Consider the following 16,892-nt stretch of genomic DNA (forward strand, 5'->3'; position numbering starts at 1 on the left):
AATGCTGGAATTTACCCTCCTCAAGACCGACACGAGCGGCCTGACCAAGGCACGCCGCGGCACCTTGAAACTCAACCACGGTGTCGTGCAGACGCCGATCTTCATGCCAGTGGGCACTTACGGTTCCGTGAAAGCCATGTCGCCGCTGGAACTCAACGAGATCGACGCGCAGATTATCTTGGGCAACACCTTCCACTTGTGGTTGCGTCCTGGCAACACCGTCATGGAGAAATTCGGCGGCTTGCACGGTTTCATGGGCTGGAACAAGCCGATCCTGACCGATTCGGGCGGATTCCAGGTGTTTTCGCTGGGTGCCATGCGCAAGATCACGGAAGAGGGCGTGCATTTCAATTCGCCCATCAACGGCGACAAGCTGTTCCTGTCGCCGGAAGTGTCGATGCAGGTGCAGCGCGTGCTGAACTCCGACATCGTCATGCAGTTTGACGAATGCACGCCGTACGAGATTGCCGGCCGCCCGGCCACCATCGAGGAAGCGGCCAAGTCCATGCGCATGTCCCTGCGCTGGGCGCAGCGCTCGAAGGACGAGTTCCACCGCGGCGAGAACCCGAATGCGCTGTTCGGCATCGTGCAGGGCGGCATGTTTGAAATGCTGCGCGACGAGTCGCTGGCCAAGCTGGAAGAGATCGATTTCCCCGGCATCGCCATCGGCGGCCTGTCCGTCGGCGAGCCGAAGGAAGACATGATGCGCATGCTGGCCCACGTGGGCCCGCGCCTGCCGGCCAACAAGCCCCATTACCTGATGGGCGTGGGCACGCCGGAAGACCTGGTGGCGGGCGTGTCGAACGGCATCGACATGTTCGACTGCGTCATGCCGACGCGGAATGCCCGCAATGGCTGGCTGTTTACCCGTTTTGGCGACATCAAGATCAAGAACGCCAAGTACAAGGAAGACCAGGCGCCGCTGGACGAGACGTGCAGCTGCTACGCCTGCCGCAACTTCTCGCGCGCGTATCTGCACCATTTGCACCGTTCCAAGGAAATCCTGGGCGCGCGCCTGAACACCATCCACAACCTGCATTACTACCTGGACCTGATGCGCCAGATGCGCGAGGCGCTGGACGAGGACCGTTTCCACGCATTTATCTTGCAATTCCATGCGGAACGCGCACGGGGAACTTAAGAAAAGCTTAGCTTGAGCCCTGGCTGCCGCATGGCGGGAAGTTTTGTGTATTGGTGCTTGGACTGGGGCGATAAAGCGTTGCATAATGCTTTTTTAGCCCCATTTAAAGTTGCCATGCCTGCAATTCGGCTTATGGCGTATGGCCAATGCTAGAATACAGCGCTATTTTTTCAAACTGATTAGAACTGGAGTCACCGTGTTTTTCATTTCCAACGCTTATGCGCAAGCCCCAACCGACGCCCTGGGCCTCGGCGGCAACCTGACCAGCTTCCTGCCGCTGGTATTGATGTTCGTGGTCATGTATTTCCTGATGATCCGCCCACAGCAAAAACGCGCCAAAGAACAACGGGCGATGATGGACGCGCTGACCAAGGGTGACGAAGTCGTCACCGCCGGCGGCATGCTGGGCCGCGTTGTCAAGGTAGTGGACGCTTACGTCACTATCGAAGTGGCGACCGGCACCGAAATCACGGTGCAAAAGAGCTCCATTACCACCTTGCTGCCTAAAGGCACCCTGAAGGCGCTGTAATTCCTCGCTGTCATTGCCTCGGCAATGATAGACCGGGGTGGCTATCCGCCGCCCCTCGCGACGCCTCCGACGCTCAACACTGAACGCTGAATCACTATGAATCGCTATCCTGCCTGGAAATACATCATCATCGTCGTCGCCTTATTGCTGGGCGCACTCTATACGGCACCCAATTATTTCGGTGAGTCACCGGCGCTGCAAGTAACCAGCGGCAAGTCGACTGTCAAAGTGACGGGCGAGCTGATGGCGCAAGTCGAGCAAATATTGACGAAAGAGAACGTCAAGTCGGAAGGCGTCACCATGGATGGTGCCGGCAACCTGGCCTCCGTGCGCGTGCGTTTTGCCGATCCCGATACCCAGTTCAAGGCAAAACTGGTGCTGGAAAAGGATTTGAATCCCGATTCCACCGATCCCGCGTTCATCGTGACGGTCAACCTGCAAGCCAATACCCCGATGTGGATGCAAAAATTGCATGCCTTGCCCATGTTCCTGGGCCTGGACTTGCGCGGTGGCGTGCACTTCCTGATGCAGGTCGATGCGAAAGCCGTACTGAACAAGAAAGTCCAGGGCGTCCAGTCCGCCGCGCGTAGCGTGTTGCGCGACAAGAATATCCGCCATGCGGGCATCGAGCGCGTGGGCGATAGCGTGCAAATCAACTTCCGCGACGCGGAAACGCGCCTGAAAGCAAAGAACGTGCTGTCCGACCAGATGACGGAACTGGCGTTCGCCGATGCGGGCGAAGGCAGCGACCTGAAACTGAACATCACCCTGAAGCCGGCCGCCCTGAAAGCAACCATCGATGAAGGCGTGAAACAGAATATCTCCACCCTGTCCAAGCGTGTCAACGAGCTGGGCGTGGCCGAGCCGCTGATCCAGCAGCAAGGTCCTGACCGTATCGTGGTGCAACTGCCTGGCGTACAGGACGTGGCCCGCGCGAAAGCCATCATCGGCCGCACGGCCACCCTGGAAGTGCGCCTGGTCGATGAAACCATCGTGCCTGGCACCGAACTGTCGAGCGCCATCCCGTTCAACTCGGAATTGTTTACGGTTGGCAAGGGCGTACCTGTCGTGCTGGCGAAAGACGTGATCCTGACGGGCGACTACATCTCCAGCGCCACGGCCAGCTTCGACCAGAACCAGCAAGCGGCCGTGTCGATCGACCTGAATGGCGACGGCGGCCGCAAGATGCGCGAAGCGACGCGCGAGCGCGTGGGCAAGCGCATGGCCATCGTGCTGTTTGAAAAGGGCAAGCCGGAAGTATTGTCCGTCGCGACCATCCAGCAGGAACTCGGCTCGCGCTTCCAGATCACCGGCATGGGCGGCGCGGAAAACGCGAATGAACTGGCGCTGCTGCTGCGCTCGGGCGCCCTGTCCGCACCGATGACCGTCATCGAAGAACGCACGATCGGACCGCAGCTGGGCGCGGAAAACATCGCCAAGGGCTTCCATTCGACCCTGTATGGCTTCATCGCCATCGCCATCTTCATGATCGCCTACTACATGCTGTTCGGCGCCTTCAGCGTGCTGGCCCTGGCCACCAACCTGCTGCTGCTGGTCGGCCTGCTGTCGATGATCCAGGTGACCTTGACCTTGCCCGGTATCGCCGCTATCGCGCTGGCGCTGGGCATGGCGATTGACGCCAACGTGCTGATCAATGAACGTATCCGCGAAGAGCTGCGCGCCGGCAATACGCCGCAAGCGGCCATCGCCGCCGGCTTCGACCGCGCCTGGGCCACGATTCTGGACTCGAACGTGACCACCCTGATCGTCGGCCTGGCGCTGCTGGCCTTCGGCAGCGGTCCCGTGCGCGGCTTCGCTGTTGTGCATTGCCTGGGTATTCTGACCTCGATGTTCTCCTCCGTCTTCGTCTCGCGCGGCGTGGTCAACCTCTGGTATGGCCGCAAGAAAAAGCTGACGACCCTGTCGATCGGCACGGTATGGGTGCCGGGCACGAGCAAATAAGCCAGGGCTCCGACTTACCGAATAGCGTCAACAGCGATAGCGTCCGGCGGCCCAGCCGCCGGACGCACAGAATAGAACTCAGAGGATTTCATGGAATTTTTCCGGATCAAAAAAGATATTCCCTTCATGCGCCATGCGTTGATTTTCAACGTCATTTCGGCCGTGACCTTCATTGCCGCCGTCTTCTTCCTGTTCCACAAGGGCTTGCACCTGTCCGTGGAATTCAAGGGCGGCACCGTGCTGGAGGTGAAGTACCCGAAAGCGGCCAATCTCGAAGGCATACGCGGCACCCTGATCAAGATGGGCTACGAAGAGCCGGGCGTGACCAGCTTCGATACGGCGCGCGACGTGATGATCCGTCTGCCGGTGGAAAAGGGCGTGACTGCCGCGAACACTTCGCAGCGCGTGTTTGAAACGCTGTGCAAGGTCGAGCAAGGCACGACCAAGGGCATCGATACCGTTACCGAGAAGGGCGAGCACGTCATCAAGACCGCCTGCGTGGACGCTGCCGGCAACGAAGCGCTGGTGCTGCAGAAAGTCGAATTCGTCGGCCCGCAAGTGGGCGACGAATTGACGCAGAACGGCTTGAACGCGCTGGTGATGGTGATTCTGGGCGTGATGATCTACCTGGCGATCCGCTTCGAGTGGAAATACGCTGTCTCGGCGATTATCGCCAACTTGCATGACGTGGTGATCATCCTGGGCTTCTTCGCCTTCTTCGAATGGGAGTTCTCGCTGACGGTGCTGGCGGCCATTCTGGCGGTGCTGGGCTACTCGGTCAACGAATCGGTGGTGATCTTTGACCGTATCCGTGAAAACTTCCGCAAGCAGCGCAAGGCGTCCGTGCATGAAGTGATCGACAACGCGATCACCAGCACCATTTCGCGTACCATCATCACCCACGGTTCCACCCAGATGATGGTGCTGTCGATGCTGGTCTTCGGCGGCCAGACCCTGCACCATTTCGCGCTGGCGCTGACCATCGGTATCTGCTTCGGTATTTACTCGTCCGTGTTCGTCGCGGCCTCGATCGCCATGTGGCTGGGCGTCAAGCGCGAAGACTTGATCAAGCCGATCAAGGAAAAAGACGAAACCGACGGCGCCGTGGTGTAAACGCAGGTTTTTGCACAGCGAACCCAAGAACGATCACCCCTCGCGGTGGTCGTTTTTTTTTGTGACGGATGACGATGAAGCGTTTTGTATGGATGGCGGCGATGATGGGCGTGACCGCGCTGGCCGGCGCGGCGGATGTCAGCCGGGCGGCCGGCGACGCCATCGTCCTGCGCGGTGCCATCGCTGACGGCGATGTGGAGAAGGTGCGGCAACTGGCCACGTCGGAGACCACTGTGTTGCGCGTGAATAGCGGCGGTGGCGATCCGCAGGCGGCCATGCTGCTGGGGCGCTACCTGCGCCAGCGGCAGTGGGACCTGTCCGTCGATACCGTGTGTGCGGGCAGCTGCGCGCTGTATCTCTTCCCTGCCGCGCGCCGCAAGCATATCCCTGCCGGCGCCGTGCTGGCGCTGCAGGACACGGCCTTCCTGCGCGCGCAGGCAGGCCCGCAGCAGATGCGCCGCAGCCTGGTGGAGGCGGGCGTGCCGGCCGATGAGCTCGAGCGTGAAACGGCGGCGCTGGCGGCGCAACTGGCCGCGACGGCGGCGCAGGAAGCGGCCTTTGCCGCGGAGCTGGGCATCGCGTCCGCCTTCTACCGCGACTTCCGGCAGGTGGCGGCGCAGGCCGACGGCGTGCGCCGGCGCTTTCCCGACCAGGATGCCGCCGTCTACTGGTGGCCGGCCGCGGCCCGCCTGCAGCGCTGCTACGGCATCGCCGGCGTGCAAGAAGGCACGCGCGCGGCGCGTCTGGGGCCCGACGGCTATCTGTACGTGCCGGCCTTGTCTGCCCTGGTCATGGGCGACCAGGCATTGCAGGACTGTCCATGAGCCGCAGCGGACGCCTGTTCCTGCTGATGGACGCCATGCGCGCCAGGCGCGTGCCCGTCACGGCGGCCCAGTTGGCGCAGCAGCTGGGCGTATCCGAGCGCACGATTTACCGCGATATCCAGACCCTGGCCGAACTGGGGGCGCCCCTGCAGGGCGAAGCCGGCATCGGCTATGTGCTGCGCCGTGGCGCCTTCTTGCCGCCGCTGATGTTCGGTCCCGATGAACTGGAGGCGCTGGTGCTGGGCGCGCGCTGGGTGCGCCGGCAGGGCGATGCGGGCCTGGCGCAGGCGGCCAGCAATGCGCTGGCGAAGATCGCGGCCGCCTCGCCGCGCGACCTGCGCGACAGTATGGCCGACACCAGCCTGTGGGTACCGCTGGGCCGTCCCGCCGATGGCAGGCAGCCGGCCGACCGCTACGTGCAGCCCGTGCGCGAGGCGATCCGCTACGAACAGAAGCTCACCCTGGGCTATCAGGATGAACACGGCAGCGCCACTTCGCGCACCGTCTGGCCGTTTGCCCTGGCCTTTTTCGAGGGCAAGCGCCTGCTGGCCGCCTGGTGCGAGTTGCGCGGCGATTACCGGCACTTCCGCATCGACCGCATCGCCAGCGTGCAGCGGCACGAGGAACGCTATCCCACGCGCCGCCATGCCTTGCTCGACACCTGGCGCAAGGCGCATGACATTGATCCGGAAAGCTAGCGATCCGGAGCGCTGGCCGCTGGCGGGATGCTCCTGACAAAAACTGTCAGTGACTGGTTCTACGATGGTGGCTTCTTCACTCACCGGAGTACTCCATCATGCGTCTGTACCACCACCCCATGTCCTCGAATGCCCGCCGTGCCCTGATGACGGCGATCCACCTGGGCTTGCCTCTGGAACTGGCCGAAGTCGACCTGATGAATGCGGATGACCGCCGCCGCCTGGGCGAACTGAATCCGAACGGCAAGGTGCCCGTGCTGGCCGATGGCGCTTTCCTGCTGTGGGAATCGTGCGCCATCATGCAATACCTGGCCGAGCAGGTGCCGGGCCAGACCGTCTATCCTTCGGCGCCGCAGGCCCGCGCCGACGTCAACCGCTGGCTGTTCTGGGCGGCGCAGCACTTCGCGCCCGCCATCAGCGTGCTGGCCTGGGAACGCGCATGGAAAGGCATGACGGGCCATGGTCCGGCCGATCCGCTGGAAGAGGCGCGCGGCGAGCACGAGCTGCACGCCTGCGCCGTGGTGCTGGACGCGCATCTGGCGGGGCGTAGCTGGCTCAGCGGCGAAGACGTGACCCTGGCCGATTTCGCCGTGGCCGCGCCGCTGATGTACAGCGAAGCGGTGCGGCTGCCGCTGGCGCAGTACCAGCACATCCACGCGTGGTTTGCCCGCGTGCGGCAGCTGCGGGCCTGGCAGGAAACGGAAGTGGAGCTGTTGCCGCAATAATGTGCGCGCTAAGTGTGCCAGCGCACGGAGCCGGTGTGGCGCAGCGCATAAGATAGGGCTGTCTCTTTCAGGACATCCCTAGCTTTGGACTTTACCCGCTTTCGAGCGGGTTTTTTTTGTCCGGCGTTTGCGTTTGAAGGGGGGATAATTTAAGGCTTGATAATTTGACACCTGCTGCACATATGGGGCCTATCCCACTGCCAGCAGGTACGCCATGTTCATGCCACGCCATCCGCAGCCCCTGTTGAGCACCAGGGCGGTCGCCACGCAAGTCGCCCAGCAACAGCAGGGCACGCAGGCCATGGACAAGCATGTGCTGGTCGTCGAGACGGCCAGGCCGGCGACGCCGCCGCCAGTGGCCAGGAAGCCGGCAGGCTAGTGCACGAGCACTTTCAGCAGCGACTGCACTTCATCGTCCGATTCTTCCATGATGCTCGACAAGGTCGCATCGTCGCCGATCAGGCAATCGATGCTGCGTGCGGCGCGCGCGGCCCGCACGGCGATGGCGGCCGGGCTTTCGTTGAGGGGCGACGAGACGGGCGCCAGGTCGTTTGCCAGCAGCAGGGTGTCGCCCAGCGATTCGGGCGGGATGGCACGCAGGCCTTCCCACAGCGCATCGATGGCGCCCATCACGGCTTCCGGCACCTTCAGTTTGGTCAGCACGCCATGGCCGATCGCCTGTTCGCCATGTTCGACCCAGTCCTGCGGTTCGCCGTCCAGGAGGCCGGGAAATTCGGCCGCGCGCGACAGCAGATAAAAGCCGCCCACTTCATGCATGATGCCGGCAAACAGGGCCGTATCGGGGTCCACCTTGGTGACGCGGCGGGCCAGTACCTGCGACAGGGCCGCCACGTGGGCCGTGTGTTCCCACAGCTGGTTGGCCTTTGCTTGCAGCGCGGGATCGGTGATGGTGCTGCCCAGCTGGCGCACGATCAGCGATGCCACCACCGATTGCAGGGTACGCACGCCGAGTCGTTGCACGGCATTGCGCACGCTGGTGATTTCGTTGCCGGAACGGTTGAACGCCACCGAATTGGCGATGGCCACCGTGCGCGCGGCCAGCAGCGGGTCGGCCTGCACCAGCTTGGCAGCGGCCTCGATATGGCAGTCGGGGTCCGCCAGCGCCTCTTGCAGCTTGAGCGAAGCGTCCACATTGGCAGGAAAGGTCAGCTCGCCACGAGCGGCTTGTGCGGCGATGCTTTTAAAGGCGTCGAGTCTGTTCATTGAAAAAATTATACTCGCAATATTTCCGTACGGAACTTTTTAACCGTGATCTTTTCGCAAACAGCCGAGCAAAAGGCAAGCAAAGCCCCGTAAACGGGAAAAGGCATGCCTACCTATTGTAGATATGCCTTTTTTTTAACGACAGCGTTCGTCACAGCGCTGGACAGGACCATCGCGAGCGGATGGGATTTGTGGCCGAGAAGCGCAACCGTACTTCAGTACGGGGGCGCCGAGCCGGTGAGCATCGCCGGCCGCAAAGCGCGCCGCGCAGCAGGTACTGTCAAGTGCTACTACAGAGATTCGCTGAAGATGGCGTCGCAGCCCTCGACCAGTTCGTCGCTGTCTTCCAGTTCATCGGTCAGGCCCAGGTCGAACAATTCTTCGACGGCGTTCATGAAGCTGTTGTGCTTGGTGGCGCCGATCAGGCGGTAGATTTCACCGTCTTCGTTGCGCACGCCGATGATCAGTTTTTCCTGGCGGACCAGTTCCGGCGTGCTGGCGTTGAGCAGCAGGTTGCCGATGATGCTTTTATCGAAATGAGCGGGCTTTTTGCCTTCGAGCAGTGTGGTTTTCAACTTGGTTTCCTTTGTCTTGTTTGAATGTCTGTGCTTGATGAATGGTCAGCTGTGGCCGTTGGCGATGGCGTGTTTCAAGCCTGCCAGGGTGGTTTCCAGGCGCATGAAATCGTCTTCCGTATAGCCGTCAAACAAGCGCTGGCCCTGCTTTGTCAGCTTGGGGAACACGTCATGGAACACCTGCTCGCCCTCGCAGCTCAAGCGCACAAAATAGGAGCGCTTGTCTTTCATGCAACGTTCGCGTATCACCAGCCCCTTTTGTTCGAGGCGGTCCACCACGCCCGTCAAGGTGCCCTTGGTAATCAGGGTTTTCTGGCCCAGTTCCTTGTAGGACATGCCGCAGGTGTTGCCGAGCGTGGCAATGATGTCGAATTGCGCATGCGTCAAGCCGTACTGGCGCACGAAGTCGCTAGAAAACCGCTCGAAGCCCTGCATGCATTCGGCCAGCAGCCGGATACTTTTTAAATATCGTTCACCCATAGAGCGTGATTATATCCTTCCGTTCCGCTTTTTTCCGCCGCGTCGGGAGGCGCGGTTGCAACAGGGCTTCGATGGGGCGGAACTCCGGTATCATGTGTGCAACTCAGCCCTTGTCCGTATCCTGCCCCGCCGATGTCTTTTGCAAATCTCTCCCGTATCGGCCTCGATAAACCGTTGCGTTTGCTGCTGGTCCATGCCGGCGATGCCGAGTCGATTACCTGGGCGGGCCTGGTGCAGCCGCTGCGCCTGTGCGCGCGGGCGCTGGGGCCGGAAGCCCTGCAACTGGAGGTGCGTACGCCCGAGCAAGTGGCCCAGCAGGGCGGCAACTGGCATATCGCGCTGCTGGTGGCCGATGAAACGGAGGCGCCGCTGCGCGCCGAGCTGTGCCGGGCTGTGATCGAGCGCTGCCGTTCGGCGCCGTTCTGGGGCGGCGTGGGCGCGGCCGTGCTGTGGCTGGCCGACGCGGGCGTGATGGATGGCGTGCGCATCGCCTTGCCCTGGGCCCTGTACGCGGATGCGGAGGCCAAGGCCGAGCGGGCCATTCTGACGCCGCACCTGTTCGACATCGACGGCCCCCACATCACCTGCTGCGGCGGCGCGGCCAGCATCGACTTTTCGCTGACCCTGATCGAGACCGTGTTTGGCGCCGACGTGCAGGCGCTCGTCAAGGAAGCGCTGTGCGTGGACAAGGTGCGCGGCAAGGAAGAGCGCCAGCGCGTGGCCCTGCAGGCGCGTTTCGGCGTGCTGCAGCCGAAATTGTCGGAAGCGGTGACCTTGATGGAAGCCAATATCGAAGAACCGCTGTCGACCGATGACATCGCCAGCCTGGTGGGCCTGTCGCGGCGCCAGCTGGAGCGGCTGTTCAAGCAATACCTGGGCAGCTTGCCGTCGCGCTACTACCTGGAGCTGCGCCTGCAGCGCTCGCGGCAACTATTGCTCGATACACATTATTCCATCGTGCAAGTAGGCCTCATGTGCGGCTTTTCCTCCGGTTCGCACTTTTCCACGGCGTTTGGCACTTTATTTGGCAATACCCCCCGCGAAGAGCGGCAGCGCAAGCTGATGCCGCCGGCCTAGCCCCGCGTCAAGGCAGCTGTGATGAATTGTGAAAATCCTTGTCGCAGATTCAAAAGAGTTTTAGCATCCCGCTTTTTATAATGCAGTACACACGTAGCTGTCGTAGCTGCGGAGTACCTAACATATTGATGGGGAAATGCTATGAATGCCAAGCTTGATTCGACCGTAACGGCTCGTCCAGTCACCCGGGAAACCTTTGACCAGGTCCTCGTTCCTACCTACGCCCCTGCAGCCATGGTGCCCGTGCGCGGTTCCGGACTGGATCTGTGGGACCAGGCAGGCAAGCATTACCTCGATTTCACCTCCGGCATCGCCGTCAACAGCCTGGGCCACTGCCATCCGGCCCTGGTCGACGTGCTGACCAAGCAAATCAATAATTTGTGGCATTTGGGCAACGGCTACACCAACGAGCCGGTGCTGCGCCTGGCGCTGGCCCTGACGGAAGCGACCTTCGCCGACCGCGCCTTCTTCTGCAACTCGGGCGCGGAAGCCAACGAAGCGGCCCTGAAACTGGCGCGCAAGTATGCGCACGCCAAGTTCGGCGCGCACAAGTCGCGCATCATCTCGTGCTTCAGCTCTTTCCACGGCCGCACCCTGTTTACGGTGTCCGTCGGCGGTCAGGCCAAGTACACGGAAGGCTTCGAGCCGCTGCCGCCTTCGATCGACCACATCGCCTACAACGATATCGAAGCGGCGCGCGCCGCCATCGGCGATGACGTGTGCGCCGTGATCGTCGAGCCGGTACAAGGCGAAGGCGGCGTGGTGCCCGGCAATCCGGAGTTCCTCAAGGAACTGCGCGCCCTGTGCGACAAGACGGGCGCCCTGTTGATTTTCGACGAAGTCCAGTGCGGCATGGGCCGCACTGGCGCGTTGTTCGCCTACATGGGCTACGGCGTCACGCCGGACATCCTGACGGCCGCCAAGGCGCTGGGCAACGGCTACCCGATCGGCGCCATGCTGACCACCAATGAACTGGCGCAGACCCTGGCCGTCGGCACGCACGGCACCACCTACGGCGGCAATCCGCTGGCCGCCACCGTGGCCCTGACCGTGCTGGAGACGATCAACACGCCGGCCTTCCTGGCCCGCGTCAAGGAAGCGAGCGTCAATACCATCGCCATGCTGCAAGGCCTGATCACGGATTACCCGCAAGTGTTCTCCGCCGTGCGCGGCAGCGGTTTGCTGCTGGGCCTGGTAGTCAGCGATGCCTGGAAGGGCCGCGCGAAGGACATCCAGAAAGCGGCCGAAGCGCAAGGCTTGATGGTGCTGATCGCCGGCATGGACGTGGTGCGCCTGGCGCCGGCCCTGATCGTCTCGGACGAACAGATTGCCGAAGCGGGCCGCTTGCTGCGCGTGGCCATCGACGGCATGCTGAAAGCCTGAGGCTAGCCTCGCTCCCTGTTTGATCACCGGCCCGCCGCTTTGCTGCGGGCCGGCTTGGTTCTACCCTGGCATTGTCTGCACTGAAGGAGTATCCATGTATGTTGTCCGTCCGGTAGAAATTGCGGATATCGCAGCCCTCGAAGCGCTGGCCGCGGTAACCATGCCGGGTGTCCATACCCTGCCGAAGACGCGCGAAAAAATCGCCGCCTCCGTCGAGCGCTCCATCGCCTCGTTTGCCGCCCATGTCGACATCCCCAGCGAAGAGTCGTATCTCTTCGTGCTTGAATCCCTGCTCGACAAGAGCATCTTCGGTACGGCCGCCATCTTCGCCTCGGCCGGCTCGAACGGCACCTATTTTTCCTTTCGCAACGACGTCATCCAGCAAGTCTCGCGCGACCTGAACATCAGTCACAGCGTGCATGCGCTGACCCTGTGTTCGGAGCTGACGGCGTACTCGCAGCTGTCCGGCTTCTATGTGCGCAATATGGAACAGGCGGGCCTGGAGGCGGCCTTGCTGTCGCGCGCGCGGCTGCTGTTCGCCGTGCTGGCGCCGCACCGTTTCGGCGACCGCTTCTTCGTGCCGCTGGCCGGCATCACGGACGCCAACGGCCAGTCGCCGTTCTGGGACGCGCTGGGCCGCAAGTTCTTCCAGATGGATTTCCTCGATGCCGAGAAAGTCATCGGCGGCGCGCGCAACCGCACCCTGATCGTCGAACTGATGCCGCATTACCCCGTGTACGTGCCGCTCTTGCCCGGCGACGCGCAGGCGGCCATGGGCCAGATCCACCCGAGCGGCGAACTGGCCTTCAACCTGCTGACGGAAGAAGGCTTCGAAGCCGACGACTACATCGACATCTTCGATGGCGGCCCGATCCTGCAGGCGCACAAGAATTCGCTGCGCTCGTTTACGGGCTCGCTCACGCGCCGTGTCGTCGCAGGCGTCACGCCCAGCCGCACGGGCCTGAAAGTGCATTACGCGATCGCTTCGGGCGCGGAGCGCAACTTCCGCGCCGTCACCTTCACCTGCGATGCGCTCGAAGGGCAGGACACCATCGGCTTGCCGGCCGAGCTGATCGAGGCGCTGGCCGTGGCCGAAGGCGACAGCGTCATCTGCGTGCGCATCTAACCGAGAGAACATTATGCTAGTAGTACGCGCCATCAACGTTTCTGACCTGGACGCCCTGTACGGCCTGGCCAGCCAGGTCGGCACCGGCATGACCACCCTCAAGCCGGACATGAAAATGCTGGGCGACCGCCTGGCCATCGCCTGCGCCTCGTTCGCCGAAACGATCCCGCCCGAAAAGCGCGACTACATGTTCGTCATGGAGGATACCGACACGGGCCGCCTGGCCGGCGTGTGCGCCATCAAGGGCGCCGTGGGCCTGGACGAACCGTTCTATAACTACCGCATCGGCACGCTCGTGCACTCGAGCCGCGAGCTCGATGTGTTTACGCGCATGGAAACGCTGTACCTGTCGAACGACCTGACGGGCAGCACGGAACTGTGCTCGCTGTTTTTGCACCCCGATTACCGCAGCGGCAACAACGGCAAGCTGCTGTCGAAAAGCCGTTTTCTCTTCATCGCCCAGTTCCCGCACCTGTTCACGGAAAAGCTGATCGCGGAAATGCGCGGCTACCAGGCGCCGGACGGCAGCTCGCCGTTCTACGAGGGCCTGGGCCGCCACTTCTTCAAGATGGATTTCCACCACGTCGACGACCTGACGAGCCTGGGGAAAAAATCCTTCATCGCCGAACTGATGCCGCGCCAACCCATGTACGTGGCCTACCTGCCCGACGAGGCGCAGGAAGTCATCGGCAAGGTGCATCTGAGCACGGCGCCCGCGCGCCGCCTGCTGGAACAGGAAGGCTTGCACTTCGAAGGCTATGTCGACATTTTCGACGCCGGTCCCGTGCTGCAGGCGCGCGTCTCCGAGCTGCGCGCCATGCGCGACAGCATGCCGGCCGTGCTCGACGCCGAGGCGGCACCGGAAGCCTGCGGCGACCTTGCCCAGGCCGAGCCGTATCTGGTGTCGAACACCGACCTGAAAGATTTCCGCATGATCGTCACCAGCGCCAATCCGCACAGCGGCAAGATCGCGCTCGATGACGATGAATTGCATTTGCTGCGTAGCCGCAATGGCGACACCGTGCGCACCTTGTCACTCAACCCGAGGAAGCATCCCCATGTCTAAATCGTCCGACCTTCATTCATCTACCGCAGCATCGAACTTCATCAACGGCGCCTGGCTGCCAGGCACGGGCCGCGAACTGGTCACCATCGATCCGTCGAACGGCAAGCAGACCTGGGCCAGCCTGGAAGCGACGGAAAACGAAGTGGAACAGGCTTGCCAGGCCGCCCGCGCAGCGTTCGAAGCGTGGGCCGATACGCCCGTCGAAGAACGCATCGCCATCTGCGTGCGCTTCCGCGAGCTGCTGAAGGAGCACGCCGAAGCGCTGGCGCTGCTGATCTCGGAAGAAGTGGGCAAACCGCTGTGGGAATCGCGCACGGAAGTGGCCACGATGGCCAACAAGATCGATATCTCGGTGCAGTCGTATCACGCGCGCACGGGCATCACGCAAAGCAAGATCGCCGATGGCGACGCCGTGCTGCGCCACCGCCCGCATGGCGTGTTCGGCGTGTTCGGCCCGTATAACTTCCCCGGCCACCTGCCGAACGGCCACATCGTGCCGGCCCTGATCGCCGGTAACACCATCGTCTTCAAGCCCAGCGAATATGCGCCCCGCACGGCCGTGAAAACCGTGCAGCTGTGGCAGCAGGCGGGCTTGCCGGACGGCGTCGTCAACCTCGTCAACGGCGGGCGCGACACGGGCGTGGCCCTGGGCGCCAATGCCCGCCTCGACGGCGTGCTGTTTACGGGTTCCTGCCAGACAGGCATCAGCCTGCACCGCCAGTTCGGCGGCCAGCCGGGCAAGATGCTGGCGCTGGAAATGGGCGGCAACAACGCCCTCGTCGTGTGGGATGTGAAAGATGTGGACGCGGCCGTGCATCACGCGATCTTTTCCGCCTTTGTCTCGGCCGGCCAGCGCTGCACCTGCGCGCGCCGCCTGGTGGTGCAGGACAATGCAGCCGGCGCAGCGTTTGTCGCGCGCCTGGTGGAAGTGGCGGCGAAATTGGGCATCGGCGCTTCCGACGCGCAGCCGCAGCCCTTCATGGGTCCAGTGGTGTCGAGCGCCGTGGCGGCGCGCCTGGTGCTGGCGCAGGCGGACATGGTGGCCAAGGGCGGCACCACCCTGCTGCAGATGCGCCAGTTGAATCCGCAGGCAGGCTTTGTGACGGCCGGCATCGTCGACGTCACCGCTGCCGTTGGCATTGCGGACGAAGAATGGTTCGGCCCCTTGCTGCAAGTAATACGCGTGGCCGATTTCGATGCGGCCCTGAAGGTGGCCAACGCCACCGAATTCGGCCTGGCCGCCGCCTTGCTGTCCGACGATCCGGCTCTGTGGCAAACCTTCCAGGTGCGCGCGCGCGCCGGCATCATCAACTGGAACCGTCCTACCACGGGCGCGGCCAGCACGGCGCCGTTCGGCGGTATCGGCAAGTCGGGCAACCACCGTCCGAGCGCCTATTACGCGGCCGACTACTGCGCCTATCCGGTCGCCTCGATCGAGAACAGCGCACTGGAAATGCCGGCCAAGCTGTCGCCCGGCCTGAATTTTTAAGTTTTGAAGGACATACCCATGCACAGCACGCGCGAATACAATTTTGACGGCCTGGTGGGCCCATCGCATAACTATGCGGGGCTCTCGTTTGGCAACGTGGCTTCGTTCAGCAATGTGAAAAGCGCTTCGAATCCGAAGCAGGCCGCCTTGCAGGGCCTGGCCAAGATGCGTGCGCTGGCCGCGCGCGGCTTTGCGCAAGCCTTGCTGCCGCCGCAGGACCGGCCCAATTTCCGCCTGCTGCGCTCCATCGGTTTCACGGGCACGGACGCCGAGGTGCTGGCACGCGCCTACAAGGAGTCGCCCGTCATCCTCGCTTGCGCGTATTCGGCCTCGCCCATGTGGACGGCGAACGCCGCCACGGTCAGCCCGTCGGCGGACACGCACGATGGCCGCGTGCATTTCACGGCCGCCAACCTGAACAACAAGCTGCACCGCGCCTTCGAGCACGCGCAGTCGGCGCGCAGCCTGCGCGCCATTTTCAGCGACGACAGGCACTTTGCCGTGCACGACGCGCTGCCGTCGACGCCCGCCTTTGGCGACGAGGGCGCGGCCAACCACACGCGCCTGGGCGCGAACCACGGCGCGCCATCGGTCGAGCTGTTCGTGTATGGTCGCGTGGAGTTCGATCCATCGGCGCCGTCGCCGAAGCGCTACCCGGCGCGCCAGACCCTGGAAGCGTCGCAAGCCGTGGCGCGCCTGCATGGCCTGGATGCGAAGCGCACCGTGTACGTGCAGCAGAATCCGGACGTGATCGACCAGGGCGTGTTCCATAACGACGTCATCGCCGTCGGCAATGGCGATGTGCTGTTCTATCACGAGCAGGCGTTTGCCGATGAAGAGGCAAGCCTGTCGCAGTTGCGCCGCGCCGTTGCCGCCACCGGGGCCGATTTGCAGGCGCTGCGCGTGGACACGGGCCAGGTGCCGATCGCGGACGCCGTCAGCAGCTACCTGTTCAACAGCCAGCTGCTGACGAAAGAGGGCGGCAGGATGGCGCTGGTGATTCCGCAGGAATGCCAGGAAAACCGCGCCGTGGCGCGCTACCTGGACGGCCTGGTGGCCAGCGGCGGCCCGGTCGATGAACTGATTCATTTCGACCTGCGCCAGAGCATGCGCAACGGCGGCGGGCCCGCCTGCCTGCGCTTGCGCGTGGCCTTGACGGAAACCGAGGCGCGCGCCATGCACCAGGGCGTGATCATGACGGAAGCGCTGTACCATCGGCTGGTGCAGTGGGTGGAGAAGCACTACCGCGACCATCTGGAGCCGAGCGACCTGGCCGACCCGCAGCTGGCGCTGGAAGTGCATGCGGCGCTTGAAGAATTGACGATCATCCTCAACTTACCGGGATTGTACGACTTGTAGGCGATAGAAAAACACACAGAAAAAATCCGAGACAGACTATCCGTAGCAAAGAATTGGACGGGCGACCCCCGTCTCTTGACACCGCTGCCGCCCAGCCACAAGCCCGAACGACAGCGTTGGA

Annotated in this window: 17 protein-coding genes; 14 read left to right on the plus strand and 3 right to left on the minus strand. The window is 62.9% G+C overall.

From position 1 onward, the window contains the following. The first annotated feature begins 1 nt into the window (after position 1). The 8 genes from tgt to GCN74_RS28615 all read left to right on the plus strand — a co-directional run bounded on the left by tgt (position 2) and on the right by GCN74_RS28615 (position 7,371). Positions 2-1,141: a tRNA guanosine(34) transglycosylase Tgt gene (tgt, locus tag GCN74_RS00125; RefSeq protein ID WP_152254778.1), complete on the plus strand. Its 1,140-nt coding sequence runs from the start codon at positions 2-4 to the stop codon at positions 1,139-1,141. A gap of 196 nt (positions 1,142-1,337) precedes the next feature. Next, positions 1,338-1,670 (plus strand): preprotein translocase subunit YajC, encoded by a 333-nt coding sequence (yajC, locus tag GCN74_RS00130; protein ID WP_152254779.1) that lies wholly within the window; start codon positions 1,338-1,340, stop codon positions 1,668-1,670. Between the two features lie 96 nt (positions 1,671-1,766). After that, a complete protein-coding gene (gene secD, locus GCN74_RS00135) occupies positions 1,767-3,632 on the plus strand; it encodes a protein translocase subunit SecD (RefSeq protein ID WP_152254780.1) in 1,866 nt (621 codons plus the stop codon). Positions 3,633-3,722: 90 nt separating this feature from the next. Then, positions 3,723-4,745, plus strand: coding sequence for a protein translocase subunit SecF (secF, locus tag GCN74_RS00140; protein WP_152254781.1), 1,023 nt, complete (start codon positions 3,723-3,725; stop codon positions 4,743-4,745). A 74-nt stretch (positions 4,746-4,819) separates the two neighbouring features. Next, complete coding sequence (locus GCN74_RS00145; RefSeq protein WP_152254782.1) at positions 4,820-5,569, plus strand: hypothetical protein; 750 nt, start codon at positions 4,820-4,822, stop codon at positions 5,567-5,569. Next, on the plus strand, positions 5,566-6,267 hold the full coding sequence (locus GCN74_RS00150; RefSeq protein WP_193316913.1) for a helix-turn-helix transcriptional regulator: 702 nt from the start codon (positions 5,566-5,568) through the stop codon (positions 6,265-6,267). The genes GCN74_RS00145 and GCN74_RS00150 overlap by 4 nt, the downstream gene beginning before the upstream one ends. A gap of 98 nt (positions 6,268-6,365) precedes the next feature. After that, complete coding sequence (locus tag GCN74_RS00155; RefSeq protein WP_152254783.1) at positions 6,366-6,992, plus strand: glutathione S-transferase family protein; 627 nt, start codon at positions 6,366-6,368, stop codon at positions 6,990-6,992. A gap of 214 nt (positions 6,993-7,206) precedes the next feature. Continuing rightward, positions 7,207-7,371 carry a hypothetical protein gene (locus tag GCN74_RS28615; RefSeq protein ID WP_193316914.1) on the plus strand — a complete coding sequence of 55 codons (165 nt, stop codon included), beginning with the start codon at positions 7,207-7,209 and terminating at the stop codon, positions 7,369-7,371. Here the strand turns inward: GCN74_RS28615 and GCN74_RS00160 are convergent. The 3 genes from GCN74_RS00160 to GCN74_RS00170 all read right to left on the minus strand — a co-directional run bounded on the left by GCN74_RS00160 (position 7,368) and on the right by GCN74_RS00170 (position 9,271). Then, positions 7,368-8,216, minus strand: a complete 849-nt coding sequence (locus tag GCN74_RS00160; protein WP_152254784.1) for an HDOD domain-containing protein — start codon at positions 8,214-8,216, stop codon at positions 7,368-7,370. The genes GCN74_RS28615 and GCN74_RS00160 overlap by 4 nt on opposite strands. A gap of 290 nt (positions 8,217-8,506) precedes the next feature. Further along, positions 8,507-8,791 carry a hypothetical protein gene (locus GCN74_RS00165; protein WP_152254785.1) on the minus strand — a complete coding sequence of 95 codons (285 nt, stop codon included), beginning with the start codon at positions 8,789-8,791 and terminating at the stop codon, positions 8,507-8,509. Positions 8,792-8,836: 45 nt separating this feature from the next. Continuing rightward, the gene (locus GCN74_RS00170; RefSeq protein WP_193316915.1) at positions 8,837-9,271 is read right to left on the minus strand and encodes a MarR family winged helix-turn-helix transcriptional regulator; all 435 of its coding nucleotides are present in this window, start codon (positions 9,269-9,271) and stop codon (positions 8,837-8,839) included. 132 nt (positions 9,272-9,403) lie between these two features. On the opposite strand from GCN74_RS00170, the gene GCN74_RS00175 reads away from it, so the two are divergent. The 6 genes from GCN74_RS00175 to astB all read left to right on the plus strand — a co-directional run bounded on the left by GCN74_RS00175 (position 9,404) and on the right by astB (position 16,771). After that, positions 9,404-10,348, plus strand: a complete 945-nt coding sequence (locus GCN74_RS00175) for a GlxA family transcriptional regulator (RefSeq protein WP_152254786.1) — start codon at positions 9,404-9,406, stop codon at positions 10,346-10,348. 141 nt (positions 10,349-10,489) lie between these two features. Continuing rightward, positions 10,490-11,731, plus strand: a complete 1,242-nt coding sequence (astC, locus tag GCN74_RS00180) for an acetylornithine/succinylornithine family transaminase (protein WP_152254787.1) — start codon at positions 10,490-10,492, stop codon at positions 11,729-11,731. 94 nt (positions 11,732-11,825) lie between these two features. Continuing rightward, positions 11,826-12,857, plus strand: a complete 1,032-nt coding sequence (locus GCN74_RS00185; protein ID WP_152254788.1) for an arginine N-succinyltransferase — start codon at positions 11,826-11,828, stop codon at positions 12,855-12,857. Between the two features lie 13 nt (positions 12,858-12,870). Then, positions 12,871-13,923: an arginine N-succinyltransferase gene (gene astA, locus GCN74_RS00190; RefSeq protein WP_152254789.1), complete on the plus strand. Its 1,053-nt coding sequence runs from the start codon at positions 12,871-12,873 to the stop codon at positions 13,921-13,923. After that, positions 13,916-15,412: a succinylglutamate-semialdehyde dehydrogenase gene (gene astD, locus GCN74_RS00195; protein ID WP_152254790.1), complete on the plus strand. Its 1,497-nt coding sequence runs from the start codon at positions 13,916-13,918 to the stop codon at positions 15,410-15,412. Before astA ends, astD begins: the two co-directional genes overlap by 8 nt. 18 nt (positions 15,413-15,430) lie before the next feature. Further along, the gene (gene astB, locus GCN74_RS00200; RefSeq protein ID WP_152254791.1) at positions 15,431-16,771 is read left to right on the plus strand and encodes an N-succinylarginine dihydrolase; all 1,341 of its coding nucleotides are present in this window, start codon (positions 15,431-15,433) and stop codon (positions 16,769-16,771) included. Positions 16,772-16,892: the final 121 nt, after the last annotated feature.

Source organism: Janthinobacterium sp. FT14W (assembly GCF_009208755.1).
GTDB classification, from domain to species: Bacteria; Pseudomonadota; Gammaproteobacteria; order Burkholderiales; family Burkholderiaceae_D; genus Janthinobacterium; species Janthinobacterium violaceinigrum.